This window comes from Nocardia sp. GP40 (assembly GCF_050434125.1).
Taxonomy (GTDB): domain Bacteria; phylum Actinomycetota; class Actinomycetes; order Mycobacteriales; family Mycobacteriaceae; genus Nocardia; species Nocardia albiluteola.
Map to the genome: position 1 here is coordinate 103,186 of NZ_JBNPVW010000012.1, position 16,010 is coordinate 119,195.

The 16,010-nt window shown below is 69.0% G+C and carries 17 protein-coding genes; 14 read left to right on the forward strand and 3 right to left on the reverse strand.

Features of this window, described 5'->3' with window-relative positions; translation table 11 throughout:
* Window positions 1-5: 5 nt before the first annotated feature.
* The 8 genes from xylA to ABH933_RS31475 all read left to right on the forward strand — a co-directional run bounded on the left by xylA (window position 6) and on the right by ABH933_RS31475 (window position 8,752).
* Window positions 6-1,181 (forward strand): xylose isomerase, encoded by a 1,176-nt coding sequence (xylA, locus tag ABH933_RS31440; RefSeq protein WP_215916772.1) that lies wholly within the window; start codon window positions 6-8, stop codon window positions 1,179-1,181.
* 456 nt (window positions 1,182-1,637) lie between these two features.
* Window positions 1,638-3,086: a sensor histidine kinase gene (locus ABH933_RS31445; protein WP_429423326.1), complete on the forward strand. Its 1,449-nt coding sequence runs from the start codon at window positions 1,638-1,640 to the stop codon at window positions 3,084-3,086.
* The gene (locus ABH933_RS31450) at window positions 3,083-3,493 is read left to right on the forward strand and encodes a roadblock/LC7 domain-containing protein (RefSeq protein WP_215916773.1); all 411 of its coding nucleotides are present in this window, start codon (window positions 3,083-3,085) and stop codon (window positions 3,491-3,493) included. Before ABH933_RS31445 ends, ABH933_RS31450 begins: the two co-directional genes overlap by 4 nt.
* Window positions 3,494-3,554: 61 nt before the next feature.
* Complete coding sequence (locus ABH933_RS31455) at window positions 3,555-3,926, forward strand: DUF742 domain-containing protein (RefSeq protein ID WP_215916774.1); 372 nt, start codon at window positions 3,555-3,557, stop codon at window positions 3,924-3,926.
* A complete protein-coding gene (locus ABH933_RS31460) occupies window positions 3,907-4,521 on the forward strand; it encodes a GTP-binding protein (protein ID WP_429423327.1) in 615 nt (204 codons plus the stop codon). Before ABH933_RS31455 ends, ABH933_RS31460 begins: the two co-directional genes overlap by 20 nt.
* Window positions 4,518-5,837 (forward strand): cytochrome P450, encoded by a 1,320-nt coding sequence (locus ABH933_RS31465; RefSeq protein ID WP_429423328.1) that lies wholly within the window; start codon window positions 4,518-4,520, stop codon window positions 5,835-5,837. The genes ABH933_RS31460 and ABH933_RS31465 overlap by 4 nt, the downstream gene beginning before the upstream one ends.
* The gene (locus ABH933_RS31470) at window positions 5,827-7,047 is read left to right on the forward strand and encodes a cytochrome P450 family protein (protein WP_429423330.1); all 1,221 of its coding nucleotides are present in this window, start codon (window positions 5,827-5,829) and stop codon (window positions 7,045-7,047) included. Before ABH933_RS31465 ends, ABH933_RS31470 begins: the two co-directional genes overlap by 11 nt.
* Window positions 7,048-7,165: 118 nt before the next feature.
* Window positions 7,166-8,752 carry an AMP-binding protein gene (locus tag ABH933_RS31475; RefSeq protein WP_429423331.1) on the forward strand — a complete coding sequence of 529 codons (1,587 nt, stop codon included), beginning with the start codon at window positions 7,166-7,168 and terminating at the stop codon, window positions 8,750-8,752.
* Between the two features lie 105 nt (window positions 8,753-8,857).
* Here the strand turns inward: ABH933_RS31475 and ABH933_RS31480 are convergent, their stop codons facing one another.
* Window positions 8,858-9,457, reverse strand: a complete 600-nt coding sequence (locus tag ABH933_RS31480) for a TetR/AcrR family transcriptional regulator (RefSeq protein ID WP_429423332.1) — start codon at window positions 9,455-9,457, stop codon at window positions 8,858-8,860.
* Between the two features lie 79 nt (window positions 9,458-9,536).
* Here ABH933_RS31480 and ABH933_RS31485 point away from each other — a divergent pair, with 79 nt between their 5' ends.
* The 4 genes from ABH933_RS31485 to ABH933_RS31500 all read left to right on the forward strand — a co-directional run bounded on the left by ABH933_RS31485 (window position 9,537) and on the right by ABH933_RS31500 (window position 11,585).
* The gene (locus ABH933_RS31485) at window positions 9,537-9,959 is read left to right on the forward strand and encodes a nuclear transport factor 2 family protein (RefSeq protein ID WP_429423484.1); all 423 of its coding nucleotides are present in this window, start codon (window positions 9,537-9,539) and stop codon (window positions 9,957-9,959) included.
* Between the two features lie 81 nt (window positions 9,960-10,040).
* Complete coding sequence (locus tag ABH933_RS31490; RefSeq protein ID WP_429423333.1) at window positions 10,041-10,475, forward strand: SRPBCC domain-containing protein; 435 nt, start codon at window positions 10,041-10,043, stop codon at window positions 10,473-10,475.
* Window positions 10,465-10,803, forward strand: coding sequence for an ArsR/SmtB family transcription factor (locus ABH933_RS31495; protein ID WP_215916781.1), 339 nt, complete (start codon window positions 10,465-10,467; stop codon window positions 10,801-10,803). Before ABH933_RS31490 ends, ABH933_RS31495 begins: the two co-directional genes overlap by 11 nt.
* On the forward strand, window positions 10,800-11,585 hold the full coding sequence (locus tag ABH933_RS31500; protein ID WP_429423334.1) for a DUF899 domain-containing protein: 786 nt from the start codon (window positions 10,800-10,802) through the stop codon (window positions 11,583-11,585). The genes ABH933_RS31495 and ABH933_RS31500 overlap by 4 nt, the downstream gene beginning before the upstream one ends.
* A 62-nt stretch (window positions 11,586-11,647) precedes the next feature.
* Here the strand turns inward: ABH933_RS31500 and ABH933_RS31505 are convergent, their stop codons facing one another.
* On the reverse strand, window positions 11,648-12,832 hold the full coding sequence (locus ABH933_RS31505; RefSeq protein ID WP_429423335.1) for an acyl-CoA dehydrogenase family protein: 1,185 nt from the start codon (window positions 12,830-12,832) through the stop codon (window positions 11,648-11,650).
* Between the two features lie 127 nt (window positions 12,833-12,959).
* Window positions 12,960-13,811, reverse strand: coding sequence for an LLM class F420-dependent oxidoreductase (locus tag ABH933_RS31510; RefSeq protein WP_429423336.1), 852 nt, complete (start codon window positions 13,809-13,811; stop codon window positions 12,960-12,962).
* Window positions 13,812-14,078: 267 nt separating this feature from the next.
* On the opposite strand from ABH933_RS31510, the gene ABH933_RS31515 reads away from it, so the two are divergent.
* Both ABH933_RS31515 and ABH933_RS31520 read left to right on the forward strand, forming a co-directional pair.
* A complete protein-coding gene (locus ABH933_RS31515; protein WP_429423337.1) occupies window positions 14,079-14,978 on the forward strand; it encodes an expansin EXLX1 family cellulose-binding protein in 900 nt (299 codons plus the stop codon).
* 89 nt (window positions 14,979-15,067) lie between these two features.
* A complete protein-coding gene (locus tag ABH933_RS31520; protein ID WP_429423338.1) occupies window positions 15,068-16,006 on the forward strand; it encodes an alpha/beta fold hydrolase in 939 nt (312 codons plus the stop codon).
* Window positions 16,007-16,010 lie beyond the last annotated feature (4 nt).

Sequence of the window (16,010 nt, forward strand, 5' to 3'; positions counted from 1 at the left end):
TGCCCATGGCCACCACCGACCCGTTCACCCCCACCCCCGCCGATCGGTTCACCTTCGGTCTGTGGACCGTCGGCTGGCAGGGGCGCGATCCGTTCGGCGACCCGACCCGCCCGCCGCTGGACCCGGTGGAGTCGATCGAGCGCCTGGCCGAGCTGGGCGCGTACGGCATCACCTTCCACGACAACGACCTCGTCCCGTTCGACGCAACAGAGGCCCAGCGCGCCGCGACGATAGCGAGATTCCGTGCGGCACTGGATAAATTCGGCCTGGCGGTGCCGATGGCCACCACGAATCTGTTCACCCATCCGGTGTTCAAGGACGGGGCGTTCACCGCCAACGACCGCGACGTGCGCCGCTACGCACTGCGCAAGACCATTCGCAACATCGACCTGGCCGTGGAGCTGGGCGCGAGCACCTATGTCGCCTGGGGTGGGCGCGAGGGCGCGGAATCCGGTGCGGCCAAGGATGTCCGGGTCGCGCTGGATCGGCTGAAGGAGGCGTTCGATCTGCTCGCCGCCTACGTCGAGCAGCAGGGCTACGACATCCGCTTCGCCATCGAGCCCAAGCCGAACGAGCCGCGCGGGGACATTCTGCTGCCCACCATCGGGCATGCGCTGGCGTTCATCGAGGAACTGGAAAATTCCGAGCGCTTCGGGCTCAATCCCGAAGTGGGACACGAACAGATGGCCGGGCTGAACTTTCCGCACGGCATCGCGCAGGCGCTGTGGCACGGGAAACTGTTCCATATCGACCTCAATGGTCAGACCGGCCCGAAATACGATCAGGACTTCCGTTTCGGCGCGGGCGATCTGCGCCAGGCATTCTGGCTCGTCGACCTGCTCGAGCGCAGCGACTACCGGGGCCCGCGGCATTTCGACTTCAAGCCCGCGCGCACCGAGGATTTCGACGGGGTGTGGACCGCCGCCGCGGCCTGCATGCGGAACTACCTGATCCTGGCCGCGCGGGCGCGCGCGTTCCGCGAGGACCCGGAGGTGCGCGAGGCGCTGCGCGCCGCGCGCCTGGACGAGCTCGCCGTTCCCACCGCCGCCGACGGCCTGGCCGCGCTGCTGGCGGACCGCTCCAGCTTCGAGGAGTTCGATCCGGAGGAGGCGGGCCGCCGTGGCATGGCCTTCGAACGGCTCGACCAGCTTGCGCTGGAACACCTGCTGGGTGCGCGCTGAGCGCCGCGACCTACCGGCGCGCCGTACGGTCCGGTCGGCACGGTTCGTTTGCGGGCGAATTCCTGAATGCCCCATGGCAATCCGGCGCGGCATCGCCGGCGGCCGGCGCCGCGTTGTCCGGACCGTCGCTACCTGACGCTGCGGCATCGGCGTGTCGCCTGGACGACACGCCGATGACCGGGACGCCGGAGTTTGTTGCGCGCCTATCCCGGGTACATCTCGTTCACATTTCAATAGGTATGCCTTCGTTAATGATTCCATTCAACGGAAGTAATGCTCGGTCGTAGCCCGATGTGATCCCTCCATCTCGGGTGGCACAACTGTGTCCATGGGGTTATGCTCTGCCCGGGTTGAAACCAGCTGTCGGCCTGCGTAATCGGGGTGAGTTCGCGCTGCGCGCGCCGCATCGGTTTCCGCGATTTTTCGGTTACTAGGGTGGAAGTGCAGAAATTGGCCGTGTCAGTGAATCCGCCCGACGGTCTTCCCGCCCATTCGCCCCGGCGTGAGCTCCGCTCGGCCTATGCGGTCTTCGGGGCATGCGCGGTCGTGATGGCCGTGGCCGTGATGGGCGCGGTGTTCAGCGCGCCGGTCGATGTGCGCGCGCCGCTGACGCTCGGCTGTTCGGCCGCGGGGCTGGTCGTGTGCGTGATCGCCGCCGCGGGTGCGTATTACGCCGCGCAGGCGCGTCGCTACCGCACCGCTGCCGAACAGGCCGAACAGACCCTCGAGGCGGTGCATCGGGAGGCCTCGGCCCGGCTGGCCGCGGTGCACGAGGAGCTCACGTCCCGGCTCGTCGCGGTCGGCGACGATGCCGCGATGCGCATCGCCGTGGCCGAGCAGGCGGTGAGCGAGCAGGCGGTGCGGGCCCGGCAGAGCGACGGCCGCCGCTCCTCCGCGCTGGCCGCATTCGCCGGCGCGGCGGGCCGGATGCAGGCGATGACCACCAGCATGCTCGCCGAACTTCGCGAGATGGAGCACAGGCACGGCGATCCGAGGGTCCTGGCGGACCTGCTGGCGCTGGATCACCGCACGGCCCAGGCCGGGCGCCTCGCCGACAGCGTCGCCGTGCTGAGCGGCGCCCGGACCGGGCGGCGCTGGGCCAAACCCATTGCGATGGAATCGATCCTGCGCGGGGCGATGGGCCGCGTAGCGGGATATCAGCGAATTCGGTTGCGTGCCATCACCGATATCGGTGTCGCGGGGCATGCCGCCGAGGGCGTGATGCATGCGCTCGCCGAACTGCTCGACAATGCCTGCAACTTCTCCCCGCCGACCACCGAGGTGCACGTCTACGCCGCCGAGGTGCCCGCGGGTGTAGTGATCACCATCGAGGACAGCGGGCTGGTGATGAGCGAATCCGCGCTGCGCCGTGCCGAACAGGCTGTGTCGGGCCGGGGCGCGGGCGAGCGTGGCGGCTCGGATCTATCCTCCCTGACCGGTACCCGCCTCGGCCTGGCCGTGGTCGGGCACCTTGCTCGCAAGCACGGCCTGACGGTGTCGTACCGGCCCTCGGCCATCGGCGGCACCGCGGTGGTCGTGGTGGTGCCGCGTGATCTGACCGCGCGGGCCGAGCGCGCCGGCTCGGCGGCTGCCCCCGCGTCGATTACCGCCTCCCACAACGACTTCCGGCAGCTGCCCGCGGCGCGGTCCGACACGTCTTCGCACGCGCTGGTCGCGCGCGACGAGCCCTCGGAGGCTCCGCTGCCCCGGCGGCGGCGGGGCAGCACCCTGGCCGCGGTCCATCCGGAAGGCCTGGGCGAACCGCCCGTGGTCCCGCACGTCACGCCGGCGGCGCCCTCGCGGCCCTCCGCGCTGGCGGCCTTTCAGCGCGCGGTCGCGGGGCTGGACGCCGTGGCCGGGAACACGCCCACCACCCCGCCCCCACCCGTGGAGAACGAACTATGACGACATCCGCGCCCGCTCAGCTGGGCTGGCTCCTCGAGCAGCTGCTGGCCCGCACCCCGCAGTCCCGCCACGCACTGCTGTTGTCCAGCGACGGGCTCAAGATGTCGCACACGCCCGAGCTGACCGTAGACAAGGCCGATCAGCTGGCCGCGATCGCCGCGGGCATCCAAAGCCTCTCGCACGGCGCCTCGGTCGAGTTCGGCGACGGCAGAGGCGGTGTGCGCCAGTCGATGACGGAGTTCCACGGCGGGATTCTGTTCATCGTCCAGGCCGGGCAGGGCACCCATCTCGCGCTGGTCGCGGCCGAGGAGGCCGACGCCGGTCTGGTGGGGCACAACATGGCCGAGCTGGTCGAGCAGCTCGGGCACCACCTGGCGGTGGCGCCGCGGAACGGGGGGATCTCATGAGGTATCCGCAGCACGGCTCGTCGGCGGAGCGTATTCACGCGCCCCGCACGTGGATACGGAGATGAGCAGATCGGTCCGGGACGAGGGGCCCGATCGGCTGTACACGCTCACCGGCGGGCGCAGCAGGCCGGATTCGGACGCCTTCGACCTGGTCACCCTCGTCGTCAGCGAATGCGCTCCCGTGCCGGGCATGCAGTCCGAACACGTTGCGATCCTGGGCATGTGCCGCGCGCCGACCGCGGTAGTCGAGATCGCGGCCGAGTTGCGGCTGCCGGTCGGCATCACCACGATCCTGCTGTCGGACCTGCTGCTCGCAGGTCGGATCACCGTGCGGCATCCCACCTTCGGCCAGGCCGCGCCCGGCGCGCGCTGGCCGGGGACGGCCGATGCCTCCACCCTCGAGAAGGTGCTCGTTGGACTTCGTAATCTCTGAACCGCCCACCCGCGCGAACGCACCGCTGGGGGACACCGTTCAGCAGGGCCTCAAGATCGTCATCGTCGGCGGGTTCGGGGTCGGCAAGACCACCCTGGTCCGCTCGGTGAGCGAGATCCGCCCGCTGGACACCGAGGCGACGATGACCGATGCCGGTGTGGGCGTGGATGATTCGAGCCGAGTCCCGGGCAAGTCGACCACCACGGTGGCCTTCGACTTCGGACGCATCACCATCGACGCCGAACACGTGCTGTACCTGTTCGGCGCGCCGGGCCAGGAGCGGTTCTGGTTCCTGTGGGACCGGCTGTTCACCGGCGCCCTCGGGGCGATCGTGCTGGTCGACCCGCACCGGATCGCCGACTGCTGGTACGCCATTGATCGCCTGGAATATCAGCACACCCCGTTCGTGGTGGCCTGCAACGACTTCGGGCATACCGCCGATCTCGCCGAGGTACGCTCGGCGCTGGATCTGGATCCCCATGTGCCGCTGCTGGATTGCGATGCCCGCTCCCGCGCGTCCGGCAAGCAGGTCCTGATCACCCTCGTCGAGCACCTCTACACCGGTGCCGTCCCGAGCCAGGAGTCCGCGACATGACCAGCCCCGAAGCCGGATTCGACCACCTCGCCTTCGAGCACACCGGCGCCTGTCCGGTGCACCGGGAGTCCGCGGTGGTGCCGCTGAGCGGTCCGCGGTTCCACACCGATCCGCACCACCTCTACAACGAGATGCGCCGCGACCACGGGCCCGTGGTCGCGGTCGAGTTGCCCGGCGGGATCCCGGCCTGGCTGGTGATCGGCTACCGCGAGCTGCACCAGGTGACCAGCGACCCGAATCTGTTCCCGCGCAATGTGGCCCTGTGGAATCAGTGGCCCAATATTCCGCCGGACTGGCCGCTGCTGCCGATGGTCGGCCAGCCCATGCCCTCGATCTACTTCACCGCGGGCGCGGAGCACCGGCGCCATGTCGACATGGTCGAGCCCGCGCTGGAGGCGGTCGACCCGTTCGAATTGCGGCGCACCTGTGAGGATCTGGCCGACGACCTGATCGACGCGTTCTGCGGTCGTGGTGAGGCCGAACTGGTTTCGGAATTCGCGGTGGCGCTGCCGGTGCTGGCCCTGGCGCGGGTCATGGGATTCTCGGACGAGGTGACACCCGAGCTCGCGTGGACGATGAAGACCCTCGCCGACGGCGGTGCCGAGGCGCAGGCGGGGTATCTGCGGTTCGTGGAGCTGAGCCACACCCAGGTGCAGCTCGAGCGGGAGCGGATCGCGCGCGGCGAACCGGGGGACACTCTGATCGGCGCGATGCTCGGGTTCCCCGAGCCGTTCAGCGACGAGGAGTACGGCTACGACGTGCAGGCCATCCTGGCCGCGGGGCACCTGACGACCGCCGACTGGCTGGTCAATTCGCTGCACCTGATGCTCACCGACGACCGTTTCGCCGCGGCGTTCGGCGGCGGGCGGCGCAGTGTCGGGCAGGCGATGAACGAGGCGCTGTGGGAGGACGGCCCGACGCAGATCCTGGCCGGGCGGTGGGCCACGCGCGATACGCGCTTGGCGGACAAGGTGATTCGCGAGGGCGACATGCTCCTGCTCGGCCTGGGCGCGGCGAATCTGGATCCGCACGTGCGTGCGCATCTGGTCGACGACACCGAACCGGCGCACACGGGCAACAGCGCGCACTTCGCGTTCAGTCACGGCGAATACCGTTGCCCGTTCCCGGCGCAGCAGATCGCCGAAATCATCGCCCGGACCGGTATCGAGGTGCTGCTGGACCGGCTGCCCGACATCGACCTGGCGGTGCCGCCGCAGAACCTGGTGCGCCGCCCCTCACCGTTCCTGCGCGGAATGACCTCTCTCCCGGTTCATTTCACACCAGTTCGTGCAGTCGGAGGTTCCCATGACCAGTAAATGTCCCATTGCCATCGATCCGATGATGAGCGATCTGGCCGGGGAGACCTCCCGCGTGCGCGCCGAGGGCCCGGTGGCGCGCATCGACCTGCTCGGCGTGCCCGCCTGGTCCATCACCGACCATCAGATCGCCCGGCAACTGCTGGTGGATCCGCGGCTGGTCAAGGACATCAACGCGTGGTCGCTCTACGCCTCGGGCACTGTCACCCGGGAGTGGCCGCTGATCGGCATGGTCGACGCGGGCCGGTCGATGTTCACCGTCGACGGCGCCGAGCACCGCCGGCTGCGCATCAAGACCACCCAGGCGCTGACGCCGCGGCGCCTGGAAGCGTTGCGGCCCATGATCGAACGGTTCACCAAGGAGCTGCTCGACGACCTGGCCGACGCGGGCAGCGGCGGCGAGGTGGTGGACCTGAAGTCCGTCTTCGCCTATCCGCTGCCGATGCGGGTGGTCAGCGAGCTGATGGGGGTGGATCGCGCGGACCATCCGACACTGCTCGAGCAGTGGAAGGCGTTCTTCTCGCTGCTGACCCCGCAGGAGCAGCGCCTGGGCATCATCGAGAACATGATCGCGTACTTCTCGGCGATGGTGCGCGAGAGGACCGCGAACCCCACCGACGATCTGACCTCCGCGCTTATCCAGGCCGACGAGGGCGGCGAGCCGCTGACCGAGGAGGAGGTCGAGGGCAATCTGCGCGCGCTGGTCGCGGCCGGGCACGAGACCACAGTCAGCCTGATCGTCTGCGCGGTGCGGGCGCTGCTGACCCACCCCGAGCAGCTGAAGCGGGTACGCGCCGGCGAGGTCGAGTGGAAGCAGGTGATCGAGGAGACGCTGCGCTGGGACGGCCCGGTAGTGCATCTGCTGATGCGGTTCGCCACCGAGGACATCACGGTCGGCGACATGGTGATCGAGAAGGGGGAGGGCGTGGTGATGTCCTACCGGGCGATCGGCCGCGACACCGCCGTGCACGGCGAGGACGCCGACGATTTCGACATCACCCGGCCGACCGCGCACCGCAACATCACCTTCGGCTACGGCCCGCACATCTGCCCGGGCGCGGCGCTGGCCCGGCTCGAGGCCGCGATCGCGCTGCCCGCGCTGTTCGAGCGCTTCCCGGACCTGAGCCTGGCCGTCGCGCCGGCGGAACTGCACAACCTGCCGGTGCTGACTCAGAACGATCTGGCGGCCCTTCCGGTGCGGCTGGGCTGACCGCTTCGCCCCGGTAGGCGCGGCGTTTCCCACCCGCCGCGGCGGGTGGGGTATCGGATTTTTGTAACGTGTTCTAACTTGGAGGGTGATTCGTTACTCAGCGAAAGGCTCATGACCGATGGCCTCTGTCATCCCGCAGCACGACGATTTCCTGCACCGTGATCCGCTGCCGGTGGACATCCTGATCCGCTCGCTCGACCGCCACGCCGACCGCACCGCGATGTACGTCGGCGACGCCGAGCTCACCTACGCGCAGGTGCGCGATCAGATCAGCCGCTTCGCCCAGGCGTACGCGTCGCTGGGGATCGGCAGGGGCAACGCGATCGCGGTCCTGTCCGCCAACCGCCCCGAGGTGCTGATCGCGCAGGGCGCCAACGCGCTGTCCGGGATCCGGTCGATGGCGCTGCATCCGATGGGCTCGCTGGACGACCACGCCTACGTGCTCGAGGACGCGGGCATCGACACCCTCGTCTACGACCCGGCCACCTTCGAGCAGCGCGCCGCCGATCTCGCCGCGCGGGTGCCGGGCCTGAAGAATCTGGTCGCCTTCGGGCCCACCGAGGCCGGCACCGATCTGCTGGCCACCGCGGCGGGCTTCGAACCCCAGCGCCTGCGGGGGCCCGCGGTGGGCCCGGACGACGTGTTCAGCCTCGCCTACACCGGTGGCACCACCGGCAAGCCCAAGGGCGTGCAGATGACCAACTGCGGCACCTCCACGATGCTGCGCATCCAGATGACCGAATGGGAATGGCCCAGCGAGACAAGGTTTCTCGTGTGCACCCCGCTGAGCCACGCGGGCGGCGCGTTCTGGAATCCGACCAGCATGATGGGCGGCTCGATCGTGGTGCTGCCCGGCTTCAACCCCGAAAAGTTGTGCGCGGCAATCGAAAAGTACAAGATCACCGCCACGATGCTGGTCCCGACCATGCTGTATGCGCTGCTCGACTTCCCGGATCTGGACAAGTACGACCTGTCGAGTCTGGAGACGGTCTACTACGGCGCCTCGGCCATCTCCCCGGCACGCCTGGCCGAGGCGATCGAGCGGTTCGGGCCGATCTTCGTGCAGTTCTACGGTCAGGCCGAATGCCCGATGACGATCTCGCTGCTGCGCCGCGCGGATCACGACCTGTCCAAGCCCGAGCGGCTGGCCAGCTGCGGCCGTCCCGTTCCGTGGCTACACGTGGCGCTGCTGGACGACGAGGGCAACGAGGTCGCCGACGGCGAGCCCGGCGAGATCTGCGTGCGCGGCCCGCTGGTCATGCGGGGCTACCTGAACAAGCCCGAACAGACCGAGGAGGCAACGAAATTCGGCTGGCTGCACACCGGTGACGTGGCCCGCAAGGACGACGAGGGCTTCCTGTACATCGTGGACCGCAAGAAGGACATGATCGTCTCGGGCGGTTTCAACGTCTTCCCCCGCGAGGTGGAGGACGTGCTGTCCGCGCATCCGGCGGTGGCCGCGGCCGCGGTCATCGGTGTGCCGGACGACAAGTGGGGCGAATCGGTGACCGCGATCGTCGTCCTGCGTCCCGGCAAGACCGTGCCCGCCGAGGAACTGCAGGCGCTGGTGAAGGAGCGTAAGGGGGCGGTGTACTCGCCCAAGACGGTGGAGTTCGCCGAGTCCATCCCGGTGAGCCCGCTGGGCAAGCCGGACAAGAAGGCGCTGCGGGCGAAGTACTGGGGCGAGGGTCGTCAGGTCAACTGAGCACAATTACCGAATGTGCCGGTCGCCCAGCGGATTCCGAAGGGCGATCGGCATATTCGTTTCTGCGTGCCGCAACGTGTGGCCGCGTAGTTGTGGCCCGGCATCTCACGGAGCGGGGGTGGGGGCGGTCTCCCTGCCGTCCGGGGGTGTGGCCAGGCTCTGGAAGCACGGGCGCAGCAGGTCGATGATCGCCTCGGGGGAGGCGTCGGCGAGGTGGGTGAGGCGCAGCAGGTAGCGCTCGGCGATCACGCCGTGGACTATGGCGCTGAGCAGGCTCGCGCGCAGGTCGGCGTCGGGGGTCGGGATCGCTGCGGAGAGCTGGTTGAGCTGGGGTTCCGCGGCGGCCCGGAAGCGGTCGGCGGCGTCGGCATTGGTGAGCATGGAGCGCAGGACCGCGAGGGAGCCGGCCGGCTCGTCGGTCAGGCGTCTGCCTAGCGAGGTGAGCAGCGCCTCGGCGACCTGGTCTGAGGTGCCGCCGGGCAGTTCGTCGGCGGGCGCCTCGGCAGCGCGCGCGAAGAGCAGGTCCTTGCTGCCGAAATAGTGCATGACCAGGCCGGCGTCCACGCCCGCGGCCGAGGCCACGGCGCGGATCGTGGTGCGGTCGTAGCCGCGTTCGGCGAAGATCTGCCGCGCCGCGGCGAGTATGCGCTGCTCGGTCTGCCGGCGCTGCTGCGCCCGGGTGGGCCGGCCGCTCGATTCGGTCATGTATTGATTCTACGGCCGTTGACCGGCTTGCCATTTCGTTCTACGGTTGTTCAATCAACACTCGTTCAACGAAAGAGGAGTGGCCATGACCGCCACGTCACGGGAAGTCGTCGAGCAGATCCTGCGCGCGGGCCGCGAGATGGACACCGAAACCTTTGTGAGTCTTTTCGCCCCGGACGGCTACATCGAATGGCCGTATCGGCCGGAGGGCATCCCGGGTCGCGTAGAGGGCCGGGAAGGCGTCCGGGAGTTCATGACCGGCCAGGCCTCGGGTCTGGTCAGGTTCGAGGAGTACCGCAACACCGTGGTCCACGAGACCGCCGACCCGGAGGTGGTGATCGTCGAATACGACGCACACGGCACCGTAATCCCTACGGGCGCACCGTTTCATCAGACGATCATCGCCGTCATTCGCGTCCGGGACGGCCTGGTCGTCTCGTATCGCGACTACCTGAACCCGCTGGTGCTGGCCGAAACCCTCGCGAGTGTCGGCAGGGCGTAGTGCGGTAGCCGCGAGGGTTGACGCAACCTATGGGTTGCAATACTATTGCAACCCATAGGTTGCTACTACGGAGGTGTGCTGATGGGATTTCCTGATCGGATCGAGCGGACTATCGAGCTTGCGCACCCGCCCGCGAGGGTGTGGGCGGCGCTGACCACGGCCGAGGGGTTGGGCAGCTGGTTCGGTAACGAGGCGGGCATCGAGCTGAGGCCGGGTGGTACGGCGTGGATGCGGTGGAAGGAGAACGAGTTCTCTGCCGACATGCGGGTCGAGCGGGTGGAGGAACCGCGGGTGTTCGGGTTCACCTGGCATATATACGGGCTGCCCGAGGGGGATCCGCGCCGCACCTACGTGGAGTTCACGCTGGAGCCGGTGGCGGCGGGCACGCGCCTGACCGTGGTCGAGTCCGGCTTCGCGCAACTCACCGATGACGCCCACAAGACGGCGTTCGACGGCAACACCCGCGGCTGGGCCAGCGAGCTCGGCGAGCTGGTCGACTACCTCGATGCGGCCTGACCAGGAGGCGATTGCCGAGCAGGTCTTCGTGGCCCTGGCGGATCCGAGCCGGCGCGCGATCCTCGCGGCGCTGGCGTCCGCCGGGCCCGCCACGGCGACCGACCTGGCGGCCCGGCTGCCGATCACCCGCCAGGCGATCGCCAAACATCTGACGCTACTGTCCGAGGCCGGTCTGGTGACCGCGGAACCGGGGGAGCGGCGCCGGGTGCGTTACCGATTGTGTTCCGCGCCAATGCAAGTGGCGCAACAATTTCTCGCCGCGCTGGCGCGGGACTGGGACGGCCCGCTCGATGCGCTGCGGAACATCCTCGACAGGGAGCTGGAATGAAGACACCACCGATCGTTTCGCAGGACGAGTGGGAGGCCGCGCGCCTCGAGCTGCTGGTGCGGGAGAAGGAGGTGATGCGGGCCCACGACGAGCTGGCCGCCCGGCGCCGCCGGATGCCGTGGGTGGAGATCGGTAAGCAGTACGTATTCGACGGTCCCAAGGGCCCGGCGAGCCTGCTGGAGCTGTTCCAGGGCCGCCGTCAGCTGATCGTCTACCGTGCATTCTTCGAGCCCGGCGTGGTCGGCTGGCCCGAGCACGCCTGCCGCGGCTGCTCCATGATCGCCGACCACGTGGGCAATCCCGCGCATCTGAACGCCCGCGACACCACGCTCGTATTCGCCTCGCGCGCACCGCAACCCGAGATCGCGAAGGTGAAGGCGCGGATGGGCTGGTCCAGGATCCCGTGGTACACCATCACCGACGACTTCGACGTGGACTTCGGCGTCGACGAATGGCACGGCACCAACGTCTTCATCCGCGAGGGCGACCGGGTGTACCGCACCTACTTCATCAACCGCCGCGGCGACGAGTACTTTGGAAACACCTGGAGCTACCTGGATTCGACGGCCCTGGGCCGCCAGGAGAATTGGGAGGATTCGCCCGAGGGCTACCCGCAGACCGCGCCATACGAGTGGTGGAACTGGAACGACGAGTACGCCTCCGCGGTCGACGAGACCGCCTCGGAGTGGCTGGGCAGGGTCGCGAATGCCATCGACGAGGGCGAGGCCGGAAACCAGGCGAAGCAGGCACCGCACGACTGCTGCGCGCACCCGGCGGACTGACAACGCGAAAGTGCCGGTCGCCCACGGACTTCCGAAGGGGACCGGCACTTTCGGTACGGAAATCAGATCATCGCGCGCAGCGCGCCCTCCGGCTCCACGCCCATGGAGGTCAGGGCGACCGAATGGTACAGCGAGCCGGGGGTGTGGATGGCATGCTGCAGGCCGACGTGGGCATCGCGCCAGAAGCGCTGCAGCACATTGGTTCTGCGGGCGGCGTTGCCGCCGGAGCGGGCGAAGATCTCGTCGACGGCGCTCACCGCGCGCCAGGCGGAGCGAACCTGGTTGCGGCGCACCAGCGAGCGGTCCTCGAAGCTGATGGCCTGACCGGCGTCGGCCTTGTCGTAGACGCGGCTGATGCCGTCGAGCAGCTGGGTGCGCGAGGCGGCGATATCGGCCGCGGCCTCCGAGATCGCCGACAGCACATAGGGATCGTCCTTGATCCGGGTGCCCATCGCGGTGACCCGCTCGCGCTGGTAGTCCAGGTGCGCGGCGAGCGCGCCCTCGCAGATGCCGATGACCGCCGAGGTGATGCCCAGCGGGAACATCGCCCAGAACGGCAGCCGGTACACCGTCTCGGTGCGGCCCGCGCGCTCGGCGGCGAGCTCGCCCTGCGCGACCTCGTCGGAATCAATGGTGCGGTACTCGGGGATGAACGCACCGTCGACGATGACGTCCTTACTGCCGGTGCCGCACAGGCCGATCACGTCCCACGAGTCGTCCACGATCGTGTAGTCCTTGCGCGGGATCACCACGTGGATCACCTTGCGCGGATCCGCGGGCTTGCCCTCGGCGTCGGCGACCATCGCGCCGAGCACGACCCAGTCGCAGTGGTCGGTGCCGGAGGAGAAGTTCCAGTGCCCCTTGACGATGTAGCCGCCGTCCGTCGGCACGGCGAGGCCCTGGGCGGCGTACGGGGACGCCATCCAGGAATCCGGGTTCTCACTCCACAGTTCGGCCTGCAGCTTGCGGTCCATCAGCGCCATCTCCCACGGATGCACGCCGCCCACACCGCAGACCCAGCCCGTGGATCCGCAGTGCTTCGACACCGCCATGACCGCCTCGGCGAAATCGCGCGGATGTGCCGCATAGCCGCCGAAGTCGGCGGGCTGCAGCATCCGCATGACCCCCGCCTGGCGCACCAGTTTGACGCTCTCGTCGGAGAGCTTGCCTCCGCGCTCGGTCTCCTCGGAGGCCGCGGCCAGCTGCGGGGCGACCTCCTCGACTCGGCGAACAACCTCGTGCGACATCCACGGACCTCCGAAATGCTGTCGGTAGTCCCCACCCCGTAGTGGGGACATTCCGACGGTAAGCGCATTCCGGCGCCGCGACGACAGCCATTCCCGGTGATCGGAACCGCTCGGACCAGGCGGTGCGCTAGGACGAGAGCAGCCCCGAGTCCCGGATCGCCTCGGCCAGCGGCTCCAGCACGGCGGGGTCGTGCGGGGTGGGGATGTAGACGACCGCCAGGTCCGCGCCCTGCTCGGCGAAGGACGCGGCCCATTCGACCACCGCGTCGTACCCCTTGCTCAGGTCGAGCCGGCCCTGCACCGAGTGGGTGATCTCGGCGGGGTCGCGGCCGATGTCTGCGCAGTGGGCGGCCAGCACGTCACGCTTGCGGGCGAACTCCTCGGGGGTGCCGCCGGGGAAGTTCCAGTGCTGGGCGTAGCGGGCGGTGATGCGCAGGGTGCGCTTTTCGCCGCCGCCACCGATCACGATGGGCGGATGCGGGCGCTGCGGGCCCTTGGGCTCGTTGCGCGCGGCCTTCAACTGGTAGTACTTGCCGTCGAAATCGGTTGTCTCCTGGGACAACAGGCCGATCAGCACCTGGCACGCCTCTTCGAAGCGGTCGAATCGCTCGGTGAGGGTGCCCAATTCGATGCCGTAGGCGCCGGACTCCTCCTCGTTCCAGCCCGCGCCGATGCCCAGTTCGAGCCGTCCGCCGGAGATGATGTCCAGCGCCGCGGCCATATTGGCAAGCACCGCGGGATGCCGATAGTGCACGCCGGTGACCATCGTGCCCAGCCGCAGGCGGGTGGTGGCCTGCGCGAGCGCGGTCAGCGTGGTCCAGCCCTCGAGGCACGGGCCGGTCGAATCGGAGAAGATCGGGTAGAAGTGATCGAAGGTCCATCCGGACTCGTAGACGTCGATCTCGTCGGCGGCCTTCCAGACCGCGAGCATGTCGGCCCAGGTGGTTTCCTGCGGCGATGTTTTGAAGGCAAAGCGCATGGTGAGAACGGTACGAGCTGGAGTGCGCTCCAAGTCAAGTAACACGCCTCGCCCGCGAACCGAAGGTACGCGGTGCACCGGTTGTCACCGTCGGCCCGGACGGCGGAGAGCTCGCGTACGGAAAGTTTGCCAGTGCAGTGTCTATCGGTCCTGACACGCCGAAGACACGCCGAGTATTGCAGGTAGAGATCACGATTCGTGTCCGATTGCCCGGTCTCTGCTGCTTTGCTGAGAGGTGCAGGGTGGTGACGCGGCGCAGGAGGGTCGATGCATCGGGTGACGCAGCGGGAGAGTACCCAGGCGGTGCCGCCGTGGCTGTGGACGGCACCGGTGATCGCGGCGGTGGTGGCCGCGGCGGTGTGGGCGGTACGGCCGCATCCGGCGGCCTGCCGCTCCGCGGTCGTCCCGACGCCGGTCGTCCCGACGCCGGTCCGCGTCGTGACGACCACGAACACTCCTGCCCTCGAACAGGTCTCGGACGACGAGCGGGTCGATCCGCCGATGGCCGGCCAGGCCCGCTACTACACCTTCAGCCCGCGGGTGGCCTGCTCGTTCCCGGACCTGCCGCCGGACGGCTACTACGTCGCGGTGCCACCCGACGAATACGCCGACAGCGCCGCGTGCGGGACGTACGTCGACCTGAACGGTCCCCTGGGCACCGTGCGCGCCCAGATCGTGGACCGCTGCTCGGGATGCGGCCCGCACCAATACGATCTGAGCGCCGTGGCCTTCGCCCGGATCGCCGACCCCGCGGCCGGCGTCGCCCGGATCGGCATCAGCCGCGTGCACAACCCCTCGCCCCCACCGGATCTGGTGTACCAGGTCGCCGACGGCTCGTCATCGGCCTGGCTGGGAATACAGTTCACCGATACCGGAAATCCGTTGAGCCGGGTAGAGATTCGCGCCGATTCCGGCGGCCCGGGATATACCCTCACGCGCGGCATGGACGATTCCTGGTCGATCTCCGGGCTCGGGCCGGGGCCGTTCACCGTGCTGGTGACCGACGACGACGGCCATCAGGCGGAGGTGCCGGGCATCACGGTCGACCCGGGGCGGCTGCAGCACACCGGCCACAGCCTCTACGCGCTGCCCGCGCCCTCGGCGGACGCTGCGCCCCCGGTGGCGTCTCCGATCGCGATGACTCCCGGTCCTGTGCCCTGTTCGTGAGCGCCCCCGCGCGCCGCCGAGCAGTCGATGTGTCATCATCGATTGAAACGCGTTCTAATTTTACGCGGGCGGCAGGAGGCAGTCGGGACATGGCAGACCGGGCGGCGCACCAGGACCCGCTATCCAGCGCGTCTCGTCCCGGCCGCCGGCGCGGTCCGGGCCGTCGGCTCGGGCGGCGCGTCACCCGGATGAACCGGGTGCCGGCCGGAACGATGGTGGAGCTGCCGGGACGCGGCCGGACCTATCTGGTGGATATTCCGGGTCCCGACGGCGCGCCCACCGTGATCCTGCTGCACGGGCTGGTCACCACCGCCATGCTGAACTGGTTCCCGGCCCTCGAGGAGCTGTCGCAGCACTTTCGGGTGGTGCTGTTCGACCAGCGCTGGCACGGCCATGGAATCCGTTCTCCCCGTTTCGATCTGGATGATCTTGCCGACGACGTGATCGCGATCGCCGATCTGATCGGCGTGCGGCGCCCGATCCTGGCCGGGTACTCGATGGGCGGCATCGTCGCACAGCTCGCCGCGCACCGGCATCCCGATCGCGTCGGTGGAATCGTGTTGTGCGCCACCACCTACCGATTCCAGGAGAAGTGGCGCGAGCGAGCGTTCCACCGGGGCATGGGCGCGCTCGGGCGGATGATGTCCGACACGGTGGCACGGCGCGTGGAGCGCACGGGGGAGCGGCTGCCCGAACTGCCGCAGATCTCCTGGGACACGGGGCGAATGGATCGGTGGGCGCTGTCGGAGATGCGCAGTGTGAACGGCCTGGCGATGGCGGAGGCGATCGCCCAGCTCGGCCGATTCGACTCCACGCCGTGGCTGGCGGGCCTGAAAGTGCCCGCGGCGGTGGTCATCACGACGCAGGATCGGGCGCTGCCGGTCTATCGGCAGCTGGAGATGGCGAAGATGATCCCGGGCGCGGAGATCTTCCTGGCCAAGGCCGGGCACGCGGCCTGTGTACTCGAGGCGGACGCCTTTGTCCCGGTGCTCCTCGAGGCCTGTGCGGCGGTGGCCGCCCGGCAGTAGGGGC

Excerpts from the sequence above, each read along its gene's own strand:
- xylA (WP_215916772.1), top strand. The coding sequence starts at position 6 with ATGGCCACCACCGACCCGTTCACCCCCACCCCCGCCGATCGGTTCACC.
- ABH933_RS31450 (WP_215916773.1), top strand. The coding sequence starts at position 3,083 with ATGACGACATCCGCGCCCGCTCAGCTGGGCTGGCTCCTCGAGCAGCTG.
- ABH933_RS31470 (WP_429423330.1), top strand. The coding sequence starts at position 5,827 with ATGACCAGTAAATGTCCCATTGCCATCGATCCGATGATGAGCGATCTG.
- ABH933_RS31510 (WP_429423336.1), bottom strand. The coding sequence starts at position 13,811 with ATGCGCTTTGCCTTCAAAACATCGCCGCAGGAAACCACCTGGGCCGAC.
- ABH933_RS31455 (WP_215916774.1), top strand. The coding sequence starts at position 3,555 with ATGAGCAGATCGGTCCGGGACGAGGGGCCCGATCGGCTGTACACGCTC.
- ABH933_RS31520 (WP_429423338.1), top strand. The coding sequence starts at position 15,068 with ATGGCAGACCGGGCGGCGCACCAGGACCCGCTATCCAGCGCGTCTCGT.
- ABH933_RS31480 (WP_429423332.1), bottom strand. The coding sequence starts at position 9,457 with ATGACCGAATCGAGCGGCCGGCCCACCCGGGCGCAGCAGCGCCGGCAG.
- ABH933_RS31490 (WP_429423333.1), top strand. The coding sequence starts at position 10,041 with ATGGGATTTCCTGATCGGATCGAGCGGACTATCGAGCTTGCGCACCCG.
- ABH933_RS31465 (WP_429423328.1), top strand. The coding sequence starts at position 4,518 with ATGACCAGCCCCGAAGCCGGATTCGACCACCTCGCCTTCGAGCACACC.
- ABH933_RS31505 (WP_429423335.1), bottom strand. The coding sequence starts at position 12,832 with ATGTCGCACGAGGTTGTTCGCCGAGTCGAGGAGGTCGCCCCGCAGCTG.
- ABH933_RS31515 (WP_429423337.1), top strand. The coding sequence starts at position 14,079 with ATGCATCGGGTGACGCAGCGGGAGAGTACCCAGGCGGTGCCGCCGTGG.
- ABH933_RS31495 (WP_215916781.1), top strand. The coding sequence starts at position 10,465 with ATGCGGCCTGACCAGGAGGCGATTGCCGAGCAGGTCTTCGTGGCCCTG.
- ABH933_RS31475 (WP_429423331.1), top strand. The coding sequence starts at position 7,166 with ATGGCCTCTGTCATCCCGCAGCACGACGATTTCCTGCACCGTGATCCG.
- ABH933_RS31500 (WP_429423334.1), top strand. The coding sequence starts at position 10,800 with ATGAAGACACCACCGATCGTTTCGCAGGACGAGTGGGAGGCCGCGCGC.